Raw genomic sequence first — 16,710 nt, 5'->3', positions numbered from 1 at the left:
ATGACTACCACCCGGCAAGCCACCGAAGCCCGCGCCTGGCTGGTGATCACCACCCTGGATGACCCGGCCGCGGCCGACACCCTGGCCGGCACCCTGGTGGAACAGGGCCTGGCGGCCTGCGTGCACATCCTGCCGCCCGGACGCTCGGTCTACCTGTGGAAAGGGAATATCGAGATCGACGCGGAAGTCACTCTACTGATCAAGACCTCGCCCGCACGTCTGGACGAACTCCAGACGCGCCTGGCGGACCAACACCCCTACGAGACACCCGAGATCATCGCCCTGCCGATCGAACACGGGCTGCCCGATTACCTGGACTGGATTACACAATGCACCTCCTGAACCCGCGCACCTGGCTGGCGAGCCTGCTCCTCGCCCTGACGCTGCTGCCCGCCCTGGCCCAGGCCGTCTTCGAGGACGACCTGCTGGACCCGGACGACGCCTTCGCCCTCAGTGCCGAAGCGATCGACGCCGACACTGTGCGCCTCACCTGGGACATCGCGGACGAATACTACATGTACCGCGAGCAATTCGAGTTCACGCCGGAGAGCGATGGACTCGAACTGGGCGAAGCCCGGATCCCGGACGGCGAGGTCAAGGAAGACGAGTTCTTCGGCCGGGTCGAGACCTATCGTGGCCAGGTGCAGGTCGAGCTGCCTATCGTGGCGGCCGAGAGCACAACCATCGAACTGACCGCGCGCTCGCAGGGCTGCGCGGATCTCGGCGTGTGCTATCCGCCGCATTTCCAGACCGTCTCCATCGAGCTGCCCGGCCTGCCGGGCGGGAACGGGGAGGCCGCCGCGGATGAAGAACCCCGCGACGAGCCCGAACAGGAGGAAGGCAGCGCGCTGGGTGATCTCGGCCAGCTATCCGGCGATCTCGGCGCCGCTGACGACCTGCTGGAACCGGAAAAGGCCTTTGCCGCGTCGCTGGAGGCCATCAGCCAGAACGCGGTGATCCTGCGCTTCGATATCGCCGAGGGCTACTACCTCTACCGCGAACAGCTGGATGTGCGCATCGCCGAGGGCGACGGCATCGAACTGGGCCCGGTCAACCCGCCGGACGGCGAGCTGCAGGAAGACGAATTCTTCGGCGAGAGCCAGGTGTTCCGCGATCAGGTTGAGATCCTCGTCCCGGTGCTGCGCGACGCGGACGACGTCGCCGACATCACCCTGGCGATCGATTATCAGGGCTGCGCCGACGCCGGCGTGTGCTATCCGCCGCTGACCCAGGAAGTGTCGGTCACCTTCGCCTCCGACCTGGCCGCCGAGGCCGACACCGATGCCCTGCCGGAGACCGGCGACGAGCCGCGCGAGGACGACGAGGCCGCCGCGCCCGTCACCCAGCAGGACCGCATCGCGGCCCAGCTGGCCGACGGCCAGATCTGGCTGGTGGCGCTGGCGTTCTTCGGCTTCGGGCTGCTGCTGACGTTCACGCCCTGCGTGTTCCCGATGATCCCGATCCTGTCGAACATCATCATCGGACAGAAGAACCTGACCACGCGCAAGGCGTTCCTGATCTCGCTGGTGTTCGTGCTGGCGATGGCGGTGACCTACACCGTGGCCGGGGTGTTCGCGGGCCTGGCGGGTGCCAACCTGCAGGCCGCGTTCCAGAACCCCTGGATCATCGGCACCTTCGTCGCCATCTTCATCGCGCTGGCGATGTCGATGTTCGGCTTCTACGACCTGCAGATGCCGGCCGGGGTACAGAGCAAGCTGTCGCAGATCAGCAACAAGCAGGAAGGCGGCACCTACGTCGGCGCCGGGATCATGGGCTTTCTCTCCGCCCTGATCGTCGGCCCCTGCGTGACCGCGCCGCTGATCGGGGCCCTGCTCTATATCAGCCACACCGGTGACGCGGTGCTGGGCGGTATCGCCCTGTTCTCGCTGAGCATGGGCATGGGCGCCCCGCTGCTGGCCATCGGCACCTCCGCCGGACGCCTGCTGCCAAAGGCCGGCCCGTGGATGGACACCATCAAGGCGGCCTTCGGGGTCGGCCTGCTGGCCATCGGCATCTGGCTGCTCGAACGGGTCATCCCGGGCGAGATCGCGATGTTCCTGTGGGCCATCCTGCTGATCGTGACCGCGGTCTATATGGGTGCACTCAAGACCCTGCCGGAGGGCACCTCCGGCTGGCACACCCTGTGGAAAGGCCTGGGCGTGGTGCTCCTGATCTACGGCGTGCTGCTGATGCTGGGCGCGGCCACCGGCGGCAAGGACATCTTCCGCCCGCTGGCCACGCTCAATCAGCCCGCGGTGACCGCCAGCGGCGAACAGGCCGGGCCGACGGAGATGCAGTTCACCTACATCGACAGCCTCGAAGATCTCGAACGCGAGCTGGAGCAGGCACAGGGCAATAACCAGCCGGTGTTTCTGGACTTCTACGCCGACTGGTGCGTGGACTGCGTGCGCCTGGACCGCACCACCTTCCAGGACCAGCGCGTCATCAACGCGATGGCGGACGTGCACCTGCTCAAGGCCGATGTCACCGACAACACCTCGGAGCACCGCAACCTGATGCGCGAGTTCAACCTGTTCGGGCCCCCGGCCATGATCTTCTGGGACGCCGACGGCAATGAACTGCGCAACTACCGCAACGTCGGGTACCTGAATGCCGACCGTTTCCTGGCGCATGTGGAAAGCGCCATCGGGGTGACGCCATGAGGCCTCACTCGCACGCGCTCACCGGGCTGGCAGTCGCCACGGCCGGCGCCTTCCTTCTGGCCGCCTGCGGCGATCCGGAGCCGGAGATGGATACCGCGGGCGCCACCGCCGACGCAGCCCCCGAGGTCGCGGCCGAGGCGGCCTCGGGCAACCAGCGCATCGACTTCACCCTGCCCGATCTCGCGGGGGACGAACGCCAGCTCAGCGAATGGGACGGCGACCTGATCGTGCTGAACTTCTGGGCCACCTGGTGTCCGCCCTGCAAGAAGGAAATGCCACTGTTCCAGGACACCTACGAGGCCCACCGGGACGACGGCTTCACCATCGTCGCGGTGGCGGTGGACGAACAGACAGCCACCCAGCACTTCGTGGACGACTTCGGCATCGAATTCCCGGTCCTGATCGGCCAGGACGAGGCGGTCGCCGTGGGCCGCGAATACGGCAACCGCATTGGCGCCCTGCCCTACACCGTGCTGATCGCCCGCGATGGCACCATCCTCGACACCCATCGCGGCGAGGTGGAACCGGCCGACCTGGACGGATGGCTGGAGGCGCACCTGTAGCATCCCCAAGTGCCGGAGTGGCGCGCCCGGCGCCCTTGCGCCACAAGGCTGGTAAGTTAGGGAGACACTGATTGGATTGCACGCTCGCGTTGGTACCCCCTGTTTCTCGAGACAAGGCGCGGTGCGCAGCCGGTAGTGGTTCTACCGGCAAGGGCCGCAACGCAGGATCGGGGAACAGGGGGTGCCACCCCCACAATTTATTTCACGAAGGGGCTCGGCCGCTTTTGCGTGGGAACGGCGTTACGGTTCCCTTGTGCAGAATGACTGCACGGCAGTCACCGTGCCTTGTTCGCACGCAAAAGCGACTCGAGCGCGAGCGCGAGCGTGCAATCCAATCAGTGTCTCCCTAAGCCGCCATGACCGAGCGCGAACGCCTGTGGGAACTCGCCCGCCTGATCCGACTGGATCGCCCGGTGGGCATCTACCTGCTGCTATGGCCCACCTTCTGGGCCCTGTGGGTAGCGGCCGACGGCTGGCCGCCCGCCTATCTGATCTTCATCTTCACCGCCGGCGTGGTCCTGATGCGCTCGGCCGGCTGCGCGATCAACGACTACGCCGACCGTGACTTCGACGCCCACGTGGCCCGTACCCGCGACCGTCCGCTGGCGATCGGCACGATCACCCCGCGCGAGGCCCTGGGCACCTTCGTGGCGCTCAGCGTGGTCGCCTTCGTGCTGGTGCTGTTCACCAATGTGCTGACCATCCTGTATTCCCTGGTGGCCGTTGCGCTGGCCGGCACCTATCCGTTCTCCAAGCGCTTCCACCACTTCCCGCAGGTCCATCTGGGCGCGGCCTTTGCCTGGGCCGTGCCAATGGCCTTCACCGCGGTCACCGGCGAGCATCCACCGCCCGTCGCCTGGCTGCTGTTCGTGACGGTTCTGGCCTGGACCGTGGTGTACGACACCTTCTACGGCATGGTGGATCGCGAGGACGATCTGAAGATCGGCGTGAAGTCCACCGCGATCGCCTTCGGCGAGCTGGACCGCCTGATCACCGCCGGGCTGCAGGTCCTGGTCTGGTACGGGCTCTACCTGGTCGGCCAGCACGCCGGGTTCGGGGGCTACTACACGGCCGGGCTGGTGATCGTGGCGATGCTGATGTTCTACCAGCAGTTCCTGATCTTCGAGCGCGAGCCTGCCGACTGCCTGCGGGCCTTCAAAAACAACCACTACCTGGGCGCCGTGGTCCTGCTGGCGATGATCGCCGACCATCACCTCGGCGCCTGACCCGCCCCCACGCGCCCCCGGGGCGGCTCAGGCACGCGCCAGTACCAGCCCCTCCACCCGCTCGGCACCCGCCCGCCGCAGCACGCCGGCCAGCGCCGACAGCGTCGCCCCGGTGGTGGCCACATCATCCACCAGCAGCACATTCCGCCCCGCGAGATCGTCGCCGCGCCAGGCAAAGGCCCCCTTCACATTGCTCCGGCGGGCCTTGCGGCCCAGCGCCTGTTGCGACGCAGTGGCCCGAATACGCCGCAACGCCCGGGTCTCCAGCGCCGCCCCCAGTTCCGCCGCCACGCGCCGGGCCAGGACATCCGACTGATTGAAACCGCGCTCGCGCAGCCGCCGCCCGTGCAGCGGCACCGGCAGCACCATATCGGGCGAGGACCGACGTCCCTGGCCGCCACCGTCAAAGGCCACCCGGGCGACATGGCCCGCCAGCGCCGCCAGGGCCCGCTCGGCCCGAACATTGCCGCCATGCTTGTAGGCGAGGATCAACTGGTCCAGCGGCCAGGCATAGGCCCATCCGGCGTGCAGCGCGTCCAGCGCCGGGGGCTGGCGCACGCAGGCCGGGCACACCCCGGCCGTCGGCAAGGGGAGCGCACAGGTGGGACACGGGCGCTCCAGTGGTGGCAGATCGCCCCGGCAGCCCGTGCAGACCGCCGGTCCGGGCGCCAGGCACAGGCCGCAATGGGACGGGTACAGGGCCTCCGCCAGCCACTCGGCGCAGGCAGCGGACCAGGCCGTCCAGCGCGCGGCCACGGCATGCACAGGGCCCGGTTGCGATGAAGGGGTCAGGGGCATGATGGTATGCTCTGCGTTTTGCATGCAGGGTAGACCATGGCCACCAGGACCGTCTCCGGGCGCAGCTCTCGGCGCGCCGCGTCGATGTTCGACATCGGCAACCTGATCAGCGTGTCGATCGCCGGCATCCCGCTGTTCGTGGTCAGCAGCGAGGGCGTCGGGGTCGGTTTCATCATCGCCGCGATCATGGGGATCGTCCCGCTGGTCCTGTGGTTCGGCGGCTCCATGCTGGTCTACGCCCTGAACAAACACCACCCCGATCCGCGCGTCGGCCATCACACCCAGTGGGCCGCGTACCGCTACTACGCCCTGATGGGCGCGCTGATCGTGGTCGCCACCTTCTTCCCCCCGGATCTCGACTACTACCGCGCCTACTGGGCGATCGCCGCGGCCATCCTGCTGCCCTGGACGATCTACGCGCTGTTCACCATCTACCGCGAGCCCTGGGCGGATGTCGAGATCCCCGCCGAATCCGACGAGGACCACCACCTATGAGCACGCCCCGCCACGACTGGAATACCGACGAGGTCGAGGCCCTGCTCGACCTGCCGCTGAACGACCTGATCTTTCGCGCGCAGACGGTGCATCGGGAGCACTTCGACCCCAATGCGGTGCAGGTGAGCACGCTGCTGTCGATCAAGACCGGGGCCTGCCCGGAGGACTGCGCCTACTGCCCGCAGAGCGCGCACCACGACGTGGAGCTGGAGCGCGAGCGCCTGCTGCCGCTGGAGGAAGTGCTCGAGGCCGCGCGCAATGCCCGCGCCCAGGGCGCGACCCGCTTCTGCATGGGGGCCGCCTGGCGCAACCCCACCGACAAGAACCTGGAGCGCGTGATCGAGATGGTGCGCGCCGTCAAGGACGAGGGGCTGGAGACCTGCATGACCCTCGGCATGCTGAAGGCCGAGCAGGCGAAACGCCTGTCCGAGGCGGGGCTGGACTACTACAACCACAACCTCGACACCTCGCCGGAGTTCTACGGGCACATCATCTCCACGCGCACCTACGAGGACCGCCTGGAGACCCTGGAGCATGTGCGCGAGGCCGGCATGAACGTCTGTTGCGGCGGCATCCTCGGCATGGGCGAGTCGCGGCGCGACCGCGCGCGCCTGCTGCAGCAGATGGCCAACCTGCCGAAGCACCCGGAATCGGTCCCCATCAATCAGCTGATCCAGGTCGAGGGCACGCCGCTGCACGGGATCGAGGACCTCGACCCGCTGGAGTTCGTGCGCACCATCGCCGCGACCCGCATCCTGATGCCGGCCTCCTACGTGCGCCTGTCCGCCGGGCGCACCGAGATGTCCGACGAGATGCAGGCCCTGTGCTTCCTGGCCGGCGCCAACTCGCTGTTCTACGGCGACACCCTGCTGACCACACCAAACCCCGGCGAGAACCACGACCTCGCGCTGTTCGAACGCCTGGGCCTGCGCCCGGAGACCGGACCAGAGGCCCCTGCGGAATCGGATCGGCCCGCCTCCGCATCGGCCTGAGCCAGACGAGCGGAGGGCACAACAGTGGGCGGCGGATTCCCCGATCATTTTTCCGCCGTGGCGGGGGACTATGCCCGCCACCGTCCGGACTACCCCGCCGAGCTGTTTGACTGGCTGGCCGCGCACACCCCGCGCCACGAACGGGCCTGGGACTGCGCCAGCGGCAACGGCCAGGCCGCGCAGGGCCTGCAGCCGCACTTCCCGCAGGTCGTGGCGACGGATGCCGCCCCGGCCCTGCTGGCCGCCCTGCCGGCGACCACCGGCATCGACCGCATCGCCTGCGCCGCCGAGGCCTGCGCGCTGGCCGACGCCTCGATAGATCTCGCCTGTGTCGCCCAGGCCGCGCACTGGTTCCGCCATGCCGACTTCCATCACGAGGTTGCACGCGTCCTGCGCCCGGGCGGCCTGCTGGCGATCTGGGGCTACGGCATCCTGCGCGCCGAGGACCCGGCGCTGGACCGCCTGCTGACCGACTTCCACGACACCACCCTGGCGCCCTGGTGGCCGGAAGAGCGCAGCCACATCCGCAGCCACTACAGCGACCTGCCGTTCCCCTGGCCGGAGATCGAAACGCCCGAGTTTCGGATCGACCGCGACTGGGACCGCGACACCCTGCTCGGCTACCTCGGCACCTGGTCGGCCATCCGCCGCGCGCAGGCCGTCGGGCAGGATCCACTGGCCGCACTGGAGCCGGCCCTGCGCGCGCTGTGGCCGAATACGGACATCACCGCCCGCGTGCACTGGCCGATCTTCCTGCGCGCCGGGCTGCGGCCGTGAGCGATTCACCATGAGCGAGTCGCTGCAGGCCTTTCTGCAGGCCCGCCTCGACCGCGTGCGCACGGACGGTCGCTGGCGCCGTCTGCGCACGCTGGACGGGCCGCAGCAGCCGGAGCAGGTCATCGACGGTAAATCTATCGTCGCCTTTTGCTCCAACGACTACCTGGGTCTGGCGGCCGATCCGGCCGTCGCCGCCGCCGCCCGCGAGGCCCTCGACCGCTACGGGGTCGGGGCCGGGGCCGCCCACCTGATCAACGGCCACACCCGCGCCCATGTGGAACTGGAGCAGGCGCTGGCGCGCTTCACCGGGCGCGAGCGCGCGCTGCTGTTCTCGACCGGCTACATGGCCAACCTGGCGCTGGTACAGACGCTGGCCGGCCGCCACGACACGGTATTCGAGGACCGCTGGAACCATGCCTCGCTGATCGATGCCGTGCGCCTGGCCGGCGCGCGCAGCCAGCGCTATCGTCATGCCGATCCCGGGCACCTGCGCGATCGCCTGGAGCGAGCTCCCGATCGCGGGCATCGGCTGATCGTCACCGACGGGGTGTTCTCCATGGACGGGGATATCGCACCCCTGCCGGAGCTGGCCGCGCTGGCGCGCGAGTTCGATGCCTGGCTGATGGTGGATGACGCCCACGGCCTGTCGGTGCTGGGCGCGACCGGTGGCGGCAGCTGCCAACACCACGGCCTCGGCGCGGACGAGGTGCCGATCCTGATGGGCACGCTGGGCAAGGGCTTCGGCACCGCCGGGGCCTTCGTCGCCGGCTCCAAGGCCCTGATCGAGGCCCTGATCCAGACCGCGCGCCCCTACATCTACACCACCGCGATGCCGGCCGCCCTGGCCGCCGCCACGCTCGCCTCCGTGCGCATTGCCGAGGCCGCCGAGGATCGCCGTGCGCACCTGCAGGGCCTGCTGCAACGCCTGGGGGAAGGCCTGGACCGGCTCGGCCTGCAGCACCCGCCGCCCCTGACCCCGATCCAGCCGGTCCACATCGGTGACGCCCGCCGCGCCAGTGCCGTAGCCGAGAGACTGCTGGCCGCCGGCTTCCTGGTCCCGGCCATCCGCCCGCCGACGGTCCCCGAGGGCCAGGCGCGGCTGCGCATCACGCTGTCCGCCAGCCACACCGAGTCTCAAGTGGATACGCTGCTACGGGCGCTGGAGCACGCGCTCGCCGCCACCACCACGTGAAACCGCGCACAGTCCCGACACGCAGCCGTTCACGCTTCCGCAAAACACCCCGCCACGTTAAACAACCGTTCAGCGAAACAACGCCAAGCTGGGCCCGTATCCGATCAAAAGGAGACGGACCATGGCACGGAAACGCACCCAATCCCGTCGCGGCCTGCCCGCGCACCTGAAGGTACTGGCCGCCGCACTGCTGTTCGGATTTGCCGCCGATACCCTGGCCTCGCCACCGCCCTGGGCACCGGCCCACGGCTGGCGCGCGCAGAACGACCCGGGCTATCACGGCTACCACGGTCACAGTTATGACCGCTGGGAGCGGGATTACGGCGTGATGGACGGGCGCTGCAACCGCGACGCGATCGGGGCCGCGATCGGTGGCGGCGCGGGGGCTGTGATCGGCCATCGGGTTGGCGATGGCGACCCGGTCGCGATCCTGATTGGCGCGGCCGGCGGCGCGGTGCTGGGCGGCATGATCGGCCGCCAGATGGATCGCAACGACCAGGCCTGCATGGGACACGCCCTGGAACTGGCCGAGACCGGCCAGACCGTGCACTGGCGCAATGCCCATGACCAGCCGGTACAGCTGACCCCGCGCCGCAACCGCGACAGTGGCTGCCGCGACTTCGAGATGACCATCGACGGCCAGCGTCACACCGGCACCGCCTGTCCGTCGGAGCCCGGGCACTGGGAGATCCGCGGCTGACCGGCGGGGCCCGCCAGGGACAAGGCGCTACAACTCGCCGCGCTCGGCCAGGGACACGCTCTCGTCGGCGACGATCAGATGATCGAGGACCCGGACGTCCACGAGCCCAAGGGCATCGGCCAGGCGGCGGGTGATGGCGACATCCGAGCGCGACGGCTCGGCCACGCCCGAGGGGTGGTTGTGCGCCAGGATCACCGCCGCCGCGTTGTGCCGCAGGGCACGCCGCACCACCTCGCGCGGGTGTACGGAGGCGCCGTCGATGGTGCCGCGAAAGAGCTCCTCGAAGGCGATCACCCGATGGCGGTTGTCCAGGAACAGGACCGCAAAGACCTCGAAGGGATAGTCGCGCAGGCGCGCCGCGAGGAACTGGCGGGTCGCGGTTGGCGAGGTCAGTGCATCGCCACGCTCCAGGTCGGCGGCCAGGTGCCGCCGCCCCATCTCGAGTACCGCCTGGAGCTGGGCGTACTTGGCATCGCCCAGCCCCGGCGCCGCGCAGAACCCCGCCTGATCGGCCTGCAGCAGCGGCCGCAGCCCGCCGAAACGGTTAAGCAAATCGCGGGCGACATCGACCGCGCTCTTGCCGGCCACGCCGGTGCGCAGAAAGATCGCCAGCAGCTCCGCATCGGAAAGCGCGGCCGCGCCGCGCTCGATCAGCTTCTCCCGCGGACGCTCGGCCGCGGGCCAGTCGGTAATCGCCATCCCCACCTCCCTGTGGTTCGGTCGTTTGGTTTTTCGGTCCAGGGCGCCGCTCAAGACATCCTGCAAGCCCGCCTGTTGCCCTCGGTCAGTCCTCGAAGCGGGAGATGTCGCGCACCGCGCCGAAGGCGGCGGAGGTCGTCATCAGGGCGTAGGCGCGCAGGGCCTGGGTGACCGGACGGGTCCGCGACTCGGGCTTCCAGGCCTTCGCGCCGCGGGCCTCCATCGCCTCGCGCCGGGCCGCCAGGATGGCGTCGTCGACGTCGATGCGGATCTCGCGCCCGGGGATGTCGATCACGATGGTGTCGCCCTCCTCGATCAGGCCGATCGCGCCGCCCTGCGCGGCCTCCGGCGAGACGTGGCCGATGGACAGCCCGGAGGTGCCGCCGGAGAAGCGCCCGTCGGTGATCAGCGCGCATTCCTTGCCCAGCCCCTTGGACTTCAGATACGACGTCGGGTAGAGCATCTCCTGCATGCCGGGGCCGCCCTTCGGGCCCTCGTAGCGGATGATCACGACGTCACCCGCCTGGATGCGGTCGCCGAGGATTGCCTCGACGGCCGCGTCCTGGCTCTCGAATACCCGCGCGGGACCCGAGAATTTCAGGATGCTCTCGTCGACGCCTGCGGTCTTCACGATGCAGCCGTCCGGGGCCATGTTGCCGTAGAGCACGGCTAGGCCGCCGTCGGTCGAGTAGGCATGTTCGATATCGCGGATACAGCCGTTCTCGCGGTCGATATCCAGGCTGTCCCAGGTCTTGTCCTGGCTGAACGCGACTTGGGTGGGCACGCCGCCCGGCGCGGCCTTGTACAGAGTCTCGGATTCGGCGGCGTGGCGCATCACGTCCCACTGTTCCAGGGCCTGGCCCATGGTGTCGGCGTGGACCGTCGGGATGTCGCGGTGGATCAGCCCGCCACGATCCAGCTCGGCGAGGATGCCGACCACGCCACCGGCGCGATGCACGTCCTCCATGTGGTAGAGCTGGGTGGCCGGGGCCACCTTGCACAGGTTCGGGACCTTGCGCGAAAGGCGGTCGATGTCGGCCATGGTGAAGTCGACCTCGCCCTCGCGCGCGGCCGCCAGCAGATGGAGCACGGTGTTGGTGGAGCCGCCCATGGCGATGTCCAGGCTCATCGCATTCTCGAAGGCCTCGAAGGTAGCGATCGAACGCGGCAGCACGGATGCGTCGTCCTGCTCGTAATAGCGCTTCGCAAGCTCGACCACGCGCCGGCCGGCCTGTTCGAACAGCGACTTGCGGCCGGCATGGGTGGCCAGCAGCGAGCCGTTGCCCGGCAGCGACAGGCCCAGGGCCTCGGTCAGGCAGTTCATCGAGTTGGCGGTGAACATGCCGGAGCAGGAGCCGCAGGTCGGGCAGGCGGAGCGCTCGATGGACTCCACCTCCTCGTCGCTGGCGCTGGAGTCGGCGGCCTTGACCATCGCGTCCACCAGGTCCAGATGGATGACCTTGTCGCTACCCGGGGCCTGCACCTTGCCGGCCTCCATCGGGCCGCCGGAGACGAACACCACCGGGATGTTCAGGCGCATCGCGGCCATCAGCATCCCGGGGGTGATCTTGTCGCAGTTGGAGATGCACACCAGCGCGTCGGCGCAGTGGGCATTGACCATGTACTCGACCGAGTCGGCGATGATCTCGCGCGAGGGCAGCGAATAGAGCATCCCGCCGTGACCCATCGCGATGCCGTCATCCACCGCAATGGTGTTGAACTCCTTGGCCACACCACCGGCCTTCTCCACCTCGCCGGCGACCAGCTGGCCCAGATCCTTCAGGTGCACGTGCCCGGGCACGAACTGGGTGAAGGAGTTGGCAATGGCGATGATCGGCTTGCCGAAGTCGCCATCCTTCATGCCGGTGGCGCGCCACAGGGCGCGGGCACCGGCCATGTTGCGGCCGTGGGTGGTGGTGCGGGAGCGATAGGCGGGCATGGTCGGGTCTCGTGAACGTTTACGCAGAAGCGGAATCGTACATAATGAGTCGTACAAACCCCAGTATCCCGAGGTCCCGGCAATGAAAATCGAGGTCGAGAACATCAAGTGCGGCGGCTGCGCCAGCTCCATCCGCAAGGGCCTGCTGCAGGTCGAAGGCGTCACTGAGGCCGAGGTCGACGTGGAAGGCGGCGCCGTCGAGGTCCAGGCCCCGGACAGCGCCCGCGAAGCGGTCGCCGCCAAGCTCGCCAGCATGGGCTACCCCGAGGTGGGATCGGTCTCCGGCTGGCGTTCCACCAGTGCCAAGGCCAAGTCCTTCGCCAGCTGCGCTGTGGGGCGCATGAGCGGCGATTAGGCCGTGCCACTCCGATCGCCGGGCCGGGCCTGGGCCGGGCTGGCCTGGCTGATCCTGTTCGTCGGCTTTGGCGCGGGGTGCGCGCAGGCCGAAAACGGGCTCCCGACGGCCGACCTGGACATCGGTGAACAGACCCTTACCGTCGAGATCGCCGCGACGGACCGCGCCCGCCGGATCGGCCTGATGCACCGCGACCACCTGCCGGACGACCACGGCATGCTGTTCATATGGCCGCGTCCGGCGCAGTACGGCATGTGGATGCATAACACCCGCATCCCGCTGGATGTGGCCTTTATCGATGCCGATTTCACCATCACCAACATCGCATCCATGACACCCCACTCCACCCGCATCCATGAGGCGAAACGCCCCGTGCGCTACGCGCTGGAGGTCAATGCCGGCTGGTTCGAGCGGCACGGCGTCGCGGCCGGCGATCGCGTACCCGACCTGGAGCGAATCGTCGGCGGGAACGACTGACACCTTTCCAGCACAACGCGGCCCGGGCTGCCGACGCGCAAATTGATCCGTGTTTCCCTAGACTGTCGGCTCAGGACATCCGAAGGAAACGGAACGCGCCGTGGCTACCGCCCCCCCAACACCCGCAGGCCAGCACACACCGTCGCGGCGAGCCCCGCAGCCCGGGGAACTCGCGTGGTTCCGCGATGCCGTGCCGTATATCGCGGCCCACCGCGGACGCACCATGGTGATCGCGCTGGCGGGCGAGGCCGCCCAGGCGCCGGAATTCCCGGCGCTGATGCGCGACATCGCCAAGCTCAATGCCCTCGGCATCCGGGTGGTGCTGGTCTACGGCGCCCGGCCGCAGATCGAGGCCCGCATGGGCGAGCGCGGGCTGACCCCGGCCTATGCCAATGGCCTGCGCGTGACCGACGCCCCGGCGCTGGAGGCCGTGCTGGATGCGGTCGGCCGACTGCGCCTGCAGATCGAGGGGCTGCTGTCCCGCAGCCTGGGCCAGCCGGGTACCGGCAACGCGCGGCTGCGTGTGGCCAGCGGCAACTTCGTCACCGCCCGCCCGCTGGGCGTGCGCGACGGGGTGGACTTCCATTACACCGGCGAGGTCCGCGGGGTGGACACCAACGCGCTCGCGGCCTTGCTGGAGCGCGAGCAGGTCGCCCTGGTGTCACCGCTGGGCTACTCCCCCACCGGCGAGGTCTTCAATCTCTCCGGGGAAGACGTCGCCACCCAGGTGGCGATCGCGCTGAATGCCGACAAGCTGATCTTCCTGACCGAGGCCGGCGTGCTGCGTGACCCGGAACACGGCGTGCTCGACCAGCTCACCGTACCGGCCGCGCAGGAGTTGCTGGAGACCAGCCCCGACCTGCCGGAGGAACTGGCGAACCACCTGAGAAGCGCGATCGATGCCTGCCATCAGCGCGCGATGCGGGTGCACCTGGTGGATCGGCACGACGACGGCGGGCTGCTGACCGAACTCTTTACCCGTCAGGGGATCGGGACCCTGGTCTCGCGCGAGCCGCTGGAACGCCTGCGCCCGGCGACGCTCGACGACGTGGGTGGCATCCACGCGCTGCTGGAACCGCTGGAGGCCGAAGGCATCCTGGTGCATCGCGCGCGTGAACACCTAGAGCTGGAGATCGACCGCTTTCAGGTGCTGGAGGCGGACGGCCTGATCATTGGCACGGCCGCGCTGTATCCGTTCGAGGCGGATGCGGCGGAGATCGCCTGCCTGGCCCTTCACGGCGACTACCGCGGCAGCGGCCGCGGCGACCGCCTGCTGCAGGCGATGGAACAGCTGGCGCGGGAGCAGGGGATCCGGCGGGTGTTCGTGCTGACTACGCGCACCGCGCAGTGGTTCCAGGAGCGTGGCTACACCCCGGGCCAGGTGGATGATCTCCCCGCGAGCCGCCAGACCCGGTACAACCAGGCGCGCAACTCGCGGGTCTTCACCCGCAGTCTGACCGAAGCATAGCCAGGGACTACTGCGCGTAGCGGGCCTCGTCGCGCTCGTGGGCCTCCTGGGCGGCAACGCTCAGGGTGGCGATGGGCCGCGCCTCCAGTCGGGCAATCCCGATCGGCTCGCCGGTCTCCTCGCAGTAGCCGTATTCGCCGCGGTCGATGCGCGCCAGCGCCGCGTCGATCTTGTTCAGCAGCTTGCGGTAGCGATCCCGCGTGCGCAGCTCCAAGCCGGCATCCGTTTCGTGACTCGCCCGGTCGTTGGGGTCGGGCTCCTGCCAGCTCTCGCTGCGCAGGTGCTCCAGGGTCTGTTCCGATTCCTCGATCAGCTCGGCACGCCAGGCCTCGAGCTTGGCGCGAAAGTAGTCCAGCTGACGCGGATTCATGTAGGGTTCGTCCTCGGACGGGCGGTACCCGGAATCCGGGCGGGTCTTGGCATCTTGGCTCATCTCGGGCCCCTCGCCAGGCCCCTTTCCGCCCCATGCGGAAAGGCCCCGGCGCGATACGCGGTACACCCGATCGAGTATAGGGCAATCCCCCCGTCGGGCGGCAAACAGAAAAACCCGCCCCGATGCACATCCCTGGAACCACGGACACCGACACAGCCCGCATGCAGCGCATCCTCCAGATCAGCGACACCCACCTGGGACGGGAGCCAGGCCCGATCCGGGCCGGCTACCCCGACAGCGACCGCCAGCTCGCACGGGTCCTCGAGGCACTGGCCCGGAACGAGGATCGCCCGGGCCTGCTCTGGCTGACCGGCGACCTGGCCGAGGATCCGGCGCCGGCCGCCTATGCGCGTCTGCTGCACCTGCTCGACCAGCACGTAAAGGGCTGGCCCGTCGCCGGGCTGGCCGGCAATCACGACGACTGGCACACCCTGCACCGCGCGTTCGACGCGGCCGGGTACCCCCTGGACGGCCATCGCATACTGGGCGGCTGGCTCCTGATCGGCGTCAATTCGGCGGTCGCGGGCCAGGCGGCCGGCCATATCGAACCCGCCGAGCTGGATCGACTGGATCAGGTACTGACCACCCATCCGGACCACTGGGGCCTGATCGCGATTCATCACCCGGTCGTCCCGATTGGCAGCGCATGGATGGACCGGATCGGCCTGTCGAATCCGGACGACCTGTTCGCGGTGCTGGATCGCCACCCGCGTGTGCGCGCCTGCCTGTTCGGCCACATCCACCAGGACTTCCGCGGCAAACGCCAGGGCATCGAGCTGCTCGGCTGCCCCTCCACCTGTATCCAGTTCGCCCCCGAATCCGAACGCTTCGCGCTGGATACCGAGGCCGCCGGCTATCGGGTGCTGGACCTGCACCCGGACGGGCGGATCGACACCCGCATCCAGCGCGTGAGCGAGGAGGCTCGCACATGATCTCGGATGACGCCCGCAGCCATCAGCTCCAGGCCTGGCTCGCGCGCCAGCCAGGCGATTTCACGGACCTTGCCCTGTTGCGTGCGGATGCCAGTTTCCGCCGTTATTTCCGCCTGCACCGCGATGGCGAGCCGGTGGTGCTGATGGACGCCCCGCCGGAGCGCGAGGCCACCGAACCGTTCGTGCAGATCGCGGGGCTGCTGGAGTCGCTGGGTCTGCGCCCGCCGCGCGTGCTGACGCACGACCCGGCAGCCGGATTCGTCCTGCTCGAGGATCTGGGTGACCGGACCTTTACCCGGGCACTGGCCGAGGGGTCCGCAGAAGGCCCGCTGTACGACCGCGCCATCGACACCCTGCTCCAGCTCCACAGCGCCTGGCCGGCCAGGGCCGCGACGGCCCCGGCCCTGCCCGCCTACGACATGCCGCGTCTGCTCGACGAGGTCGCCCTGTTTGTCGACTGGTACTGGCCGGAACAGCGGGGAGCGCCGCTGGCGACGGCCCGGCGCGACGCCTTCCTGCAGGCCTGGCGATCGGCGCTGGACGGGCGCCCGAGCCTGGACGGGACCCTGGTCCTGCGCGATTTCCACGTCGACAACCTGATGCTGCCCCCCGGCGAGGACCGGGCCTGCGCCGTGCTGGATTTTCAGGACGCAGTCATCGGCAGCCCGGCCTACGATGTCGTCTCGCTGCTGGAGGATGCCCGCCGCGAGCCGTCCCCGGACACCGTGGCGCAGGGCCTGGAGCGCTACCTCGCGGCTGCATCCTGGGACCGCGCGGCATTCATGCACCACTACCGGGTCCTCGGCGTCCAGCGCACCACCAAGATCCTCGGGATCTTCGTGCGCCTCGCGCGGCGCGATGCCAAGCCCCGCTACCTGGAGCACCTGCCCCGCCTGCACCGCTTGCTGGCGCAGGGGCTGATGCATCCGGAGCTGGAGCCGGTCGCTGCCTGGTTCCGTACCGACATGCCCGAACGCTTGCAGGACAACTAGACCATGGGG

At 69.0% G+C, this 16,710-nt stretch carries 18 protein-coding genes; 14 read left to right on the top strand and 4 right to left on the bottom strand.

Annotated elements, in window-relative coordinates; translation table 11 throughout:
• The 4 genes from cutA (at position 1) to ubiA (ending at position 4,452) form a co-directional block, all read left to right on the top strand.
• Entirely contained in the window at positions 1-342 is a 342-nt protein-coding gene (gene cutA / locus F627_RS0101550; protein ID WP_018876006.1) for a divalent-cation tolerance protein CutA, read from the top strand.
• On the top strand, positions 330-2,663 hold the full coding sequence (gene dsbD / locus F627_RS0101545; protein ID WP_019583069.1) for a protein-disulfide reductase DsbD: 2,334 nt from the start codon (positions 330-332) through the stop codon (positions 2,661-2,663). Before cutA ends, dsbD begins: the two co-directional genes overlap by 13 nt.
• The gene (locus F627_RS0101540) at positions 2,660-3,226 is read left to right on the top strand and encodes a peroxiredoxin (RefSeq protein WP_026331992.1); all 567 of its coding nucleotides are present in this window, start codon (positions 2,660-2,662) and stop codon (positions 3,224-3,226) included. Before dsbD ends, F627_RS0101540 begins: the two co-directional genes overlap by 4 nt.
• 356 nt (positions 3,227-3,582) lie before the next feature.
• Entirely contained in the window at positions 3,583-4,452 is an 870-nt protein-coding gene (ubiA, locus tag F627_RS0101535; RefSeq protein ID WP_018865894.1) for a 4-hydroxybenzoate octaprenyltransferase, read from the top strand.
• 27 nt (positions 4,453-4,479) lie between these two features.
• Here the strand turns inward: ubiA and F627_RS0101530 are convergent, their stop codons facing one another.
• The gene (locus tag F627_RS0101530; protein ID WP_019583067.1) at positions 4,480-5,040 is read right to left on the bottom strand and encodes a ComF family protein; all 561 of its coding nucleotides are present in this window, start codon (positions 5,038-5,040) and stop codon (positions 4,480-4,482) included.
• A 246-nt stretch (positions 5,041-5,286) separates the two neighbouring features.
• Between F627_RS0101530 and F627_RS0101525 the strand changes: the two genes are divergently transcribed.
• The 5 genes from F627_RS0101525 to F627_RS0101505 all read left to right on the top strand — a co-directional run bounded on the left by F627_RS0101525 (position 5,287) and on the right by F627_RS0101505 (position 9,406).
• Positions 5,287-5,745, top strand: a complete 459-nt coding sequence (locus F627_RS0101525; RefSeq protein WP_026279170.1) for a hypothetical protein — start codon at positions 5,287-5,289, stop codon at positions 5,743-5,745.
• The gene (bioB, locus tag F627_RS0101520) at positions 5,742-6,737 is read left to right on the top strand and encodes a biotin synthase BioB (RefSeq protein WP_018865897.1); all 996 of its coding nucleotides are present in this window, start codon (positions 5,742-5,744) and stop codon (positions 6,735-6,737) included. Before F627_RS0101525 ends, bioB begins: the two co-directional genes overlap by 4 nt.
• A 24-nt stretch (positions 6,738-6,761) precedes the next feature.
• Positions 6,762-7,514, top strand: coding sequence for a methyltransferase domain-containing protein (locus tag F627_RS0101515; protein WP_018877245.1), 753 nt, complete (start codon positions 6,762-6,764; stop codon positions 7,512-7,514).
• A 10-nt stretch (positions 7,515-7,524) separates the two neighbouring features.
• The gene (bioF, locus tag F627_RS0101510; protein ID WP_019583066.1) at positions 7,525-8,706 is read left to right on the top strand and encodes an 8-amino-7-oxononanoate synthase; all 1,182 of its coding nucleotides are present in this window, start codon (positions 7,525-7,527) and stop codon (positions 8,704-8,706) included.
• Positions 8,707-8,827: 121 nt separating this feature from the next.
• On the top strand, positions 8,828-9,406 hold the full coding sequence (locus F627_RS0101505; RefSeq protein ID WP_018865900.1) for a glycine zipper domain-containing protein: 579 nt from the start codon (positions 8,828-8,830) through the stop codon (positions 9,404-9,406).
• A 27-nt stretch (positions 9,407-9,433) separates the two neighbouring features.
• Here F627_RS0101505 and radC read toward each other — a convergent pair whose 3' ends face one another.
• Positions 9,434-10,105, bottom strand: a complete 672-nt coding sequence (radC, locus tag F627_RS0101500; protein WP_018865901.1) for a DNA repair protein RadC — start codon at positions 10,103-10,105, stop codon at positions 9,434-9,436.
• Positions 10,106-10,190: 85 nt separating this feature from the next.
• Positions 10,191-12,044, bottom strand: coding sequence for a dihydroxy-acid dehydratase (gene ilvD, locus F627_RS0101495; RefSeq protein ID WP_018865902.1), 1,854 nt, complete (start codon positions 12,042-12,044; stop codon positions 10,191-10,193).
• A gap of 82 nt (positions 12,045-12,126) precedes the next feature.
• Here ilvD and F627_RS0101490 point away from each other — a divergent pair, with 82 nt between their 5' ends.
• From F627_RS0101490 to argA, 3 genes are all read left to right on the top strand, one after another.
• Complete coding sequence (locus tag F627_RS0101490; RefSeq protein WP_018865903.1) at positions 12,127-12,399, top strand: heavy-metal-associated domain-containing protein; 273 nt, start codon at positions 12,127-12,129, stop codon at positions 12,397-12,399.
• A 3-nt stretch (positions 12,400-12,402) separates the two neighbouring features.
• The gene (locus F627_RS0101485; protein ID WP_018865904.1) at positions 12,403-12,876 is read left to right on the top strand and encodes a DUF192 domain-containing protein; all 474 of its coding nucleotides are present in this window, start codon (positions 12,403-12,405) and stop codon (positions 12,874-12,876) included.
• Between the two features lie 100 nt (positions 12,877-12,976).
• Entirely contained in the window at positions 12,977-14,344 is a 1,368-nt protein-coding gene (argA, locus tag F627_RS0101480; protein ID WP_081630699.1) for an amino-acid N-acetyltransferase, read from the top strand.
• Positions 14,345-14,351: 7 nt separating this feature from the next.
• Here argA and dksA read toward each other — a convergent pair whose 3' ends face one another.
• Entirely contained in the window at positions 14,352-14,777 is a 426-nt protein-coding gene (gene dksA, locus F627_RS0101475; RefSeq protein ID WP_018865906.1) for an RNA polymerase-binding protein DksA, read from the bottom strand.
• Positions 14,778-14,938: 161 nt separating this feature from the next.
• Here dksA and F627_RS0101470 point away from each other — a divergent pair, with 161 nt between their 5' ends.
• Positions 14,939-15,709 carry a phosphodiesterase gene (locus F627_RS0101470; protein ID WP_019583064.1) on the top strand — a complete coding sequence of 257 codons (771 nt, stop codon included), beginning with the start codon at positions 14,939-14,941 and terminating at the stop codon, positions 15,707-15,709.
• Entirely contained in the window at positions 15,706-16,701 is a 996-nt protein-coding gene (locus F627_RS0101465) for an aminoglycoside phosphotransferase family protein (RefSeq protein WP_019583063.1), read from the top strand. The genes F627_RS0101470 and F627_RS0101465 overlap by 4 nt, the downstream gene beginning before the upstream one ends.
• Positions 16,702-16,710: the final 9 nt, after the last annotated feature.

This window comes from Thioalkalivibrio sp. ALE16, assembly GCF_000381305.1.
Classification (GTDB): Bacteria; Pseudomonadota; Gammaproteobacteria; order Ectothiorhodospirales; family Ectothiorhodospiraceae; genus Thioalkalivibrio.
Note: the sequence above shows the minus strand (reverse complement) of the source record. Positions and strands in the feature narration are given on the sequence as shown.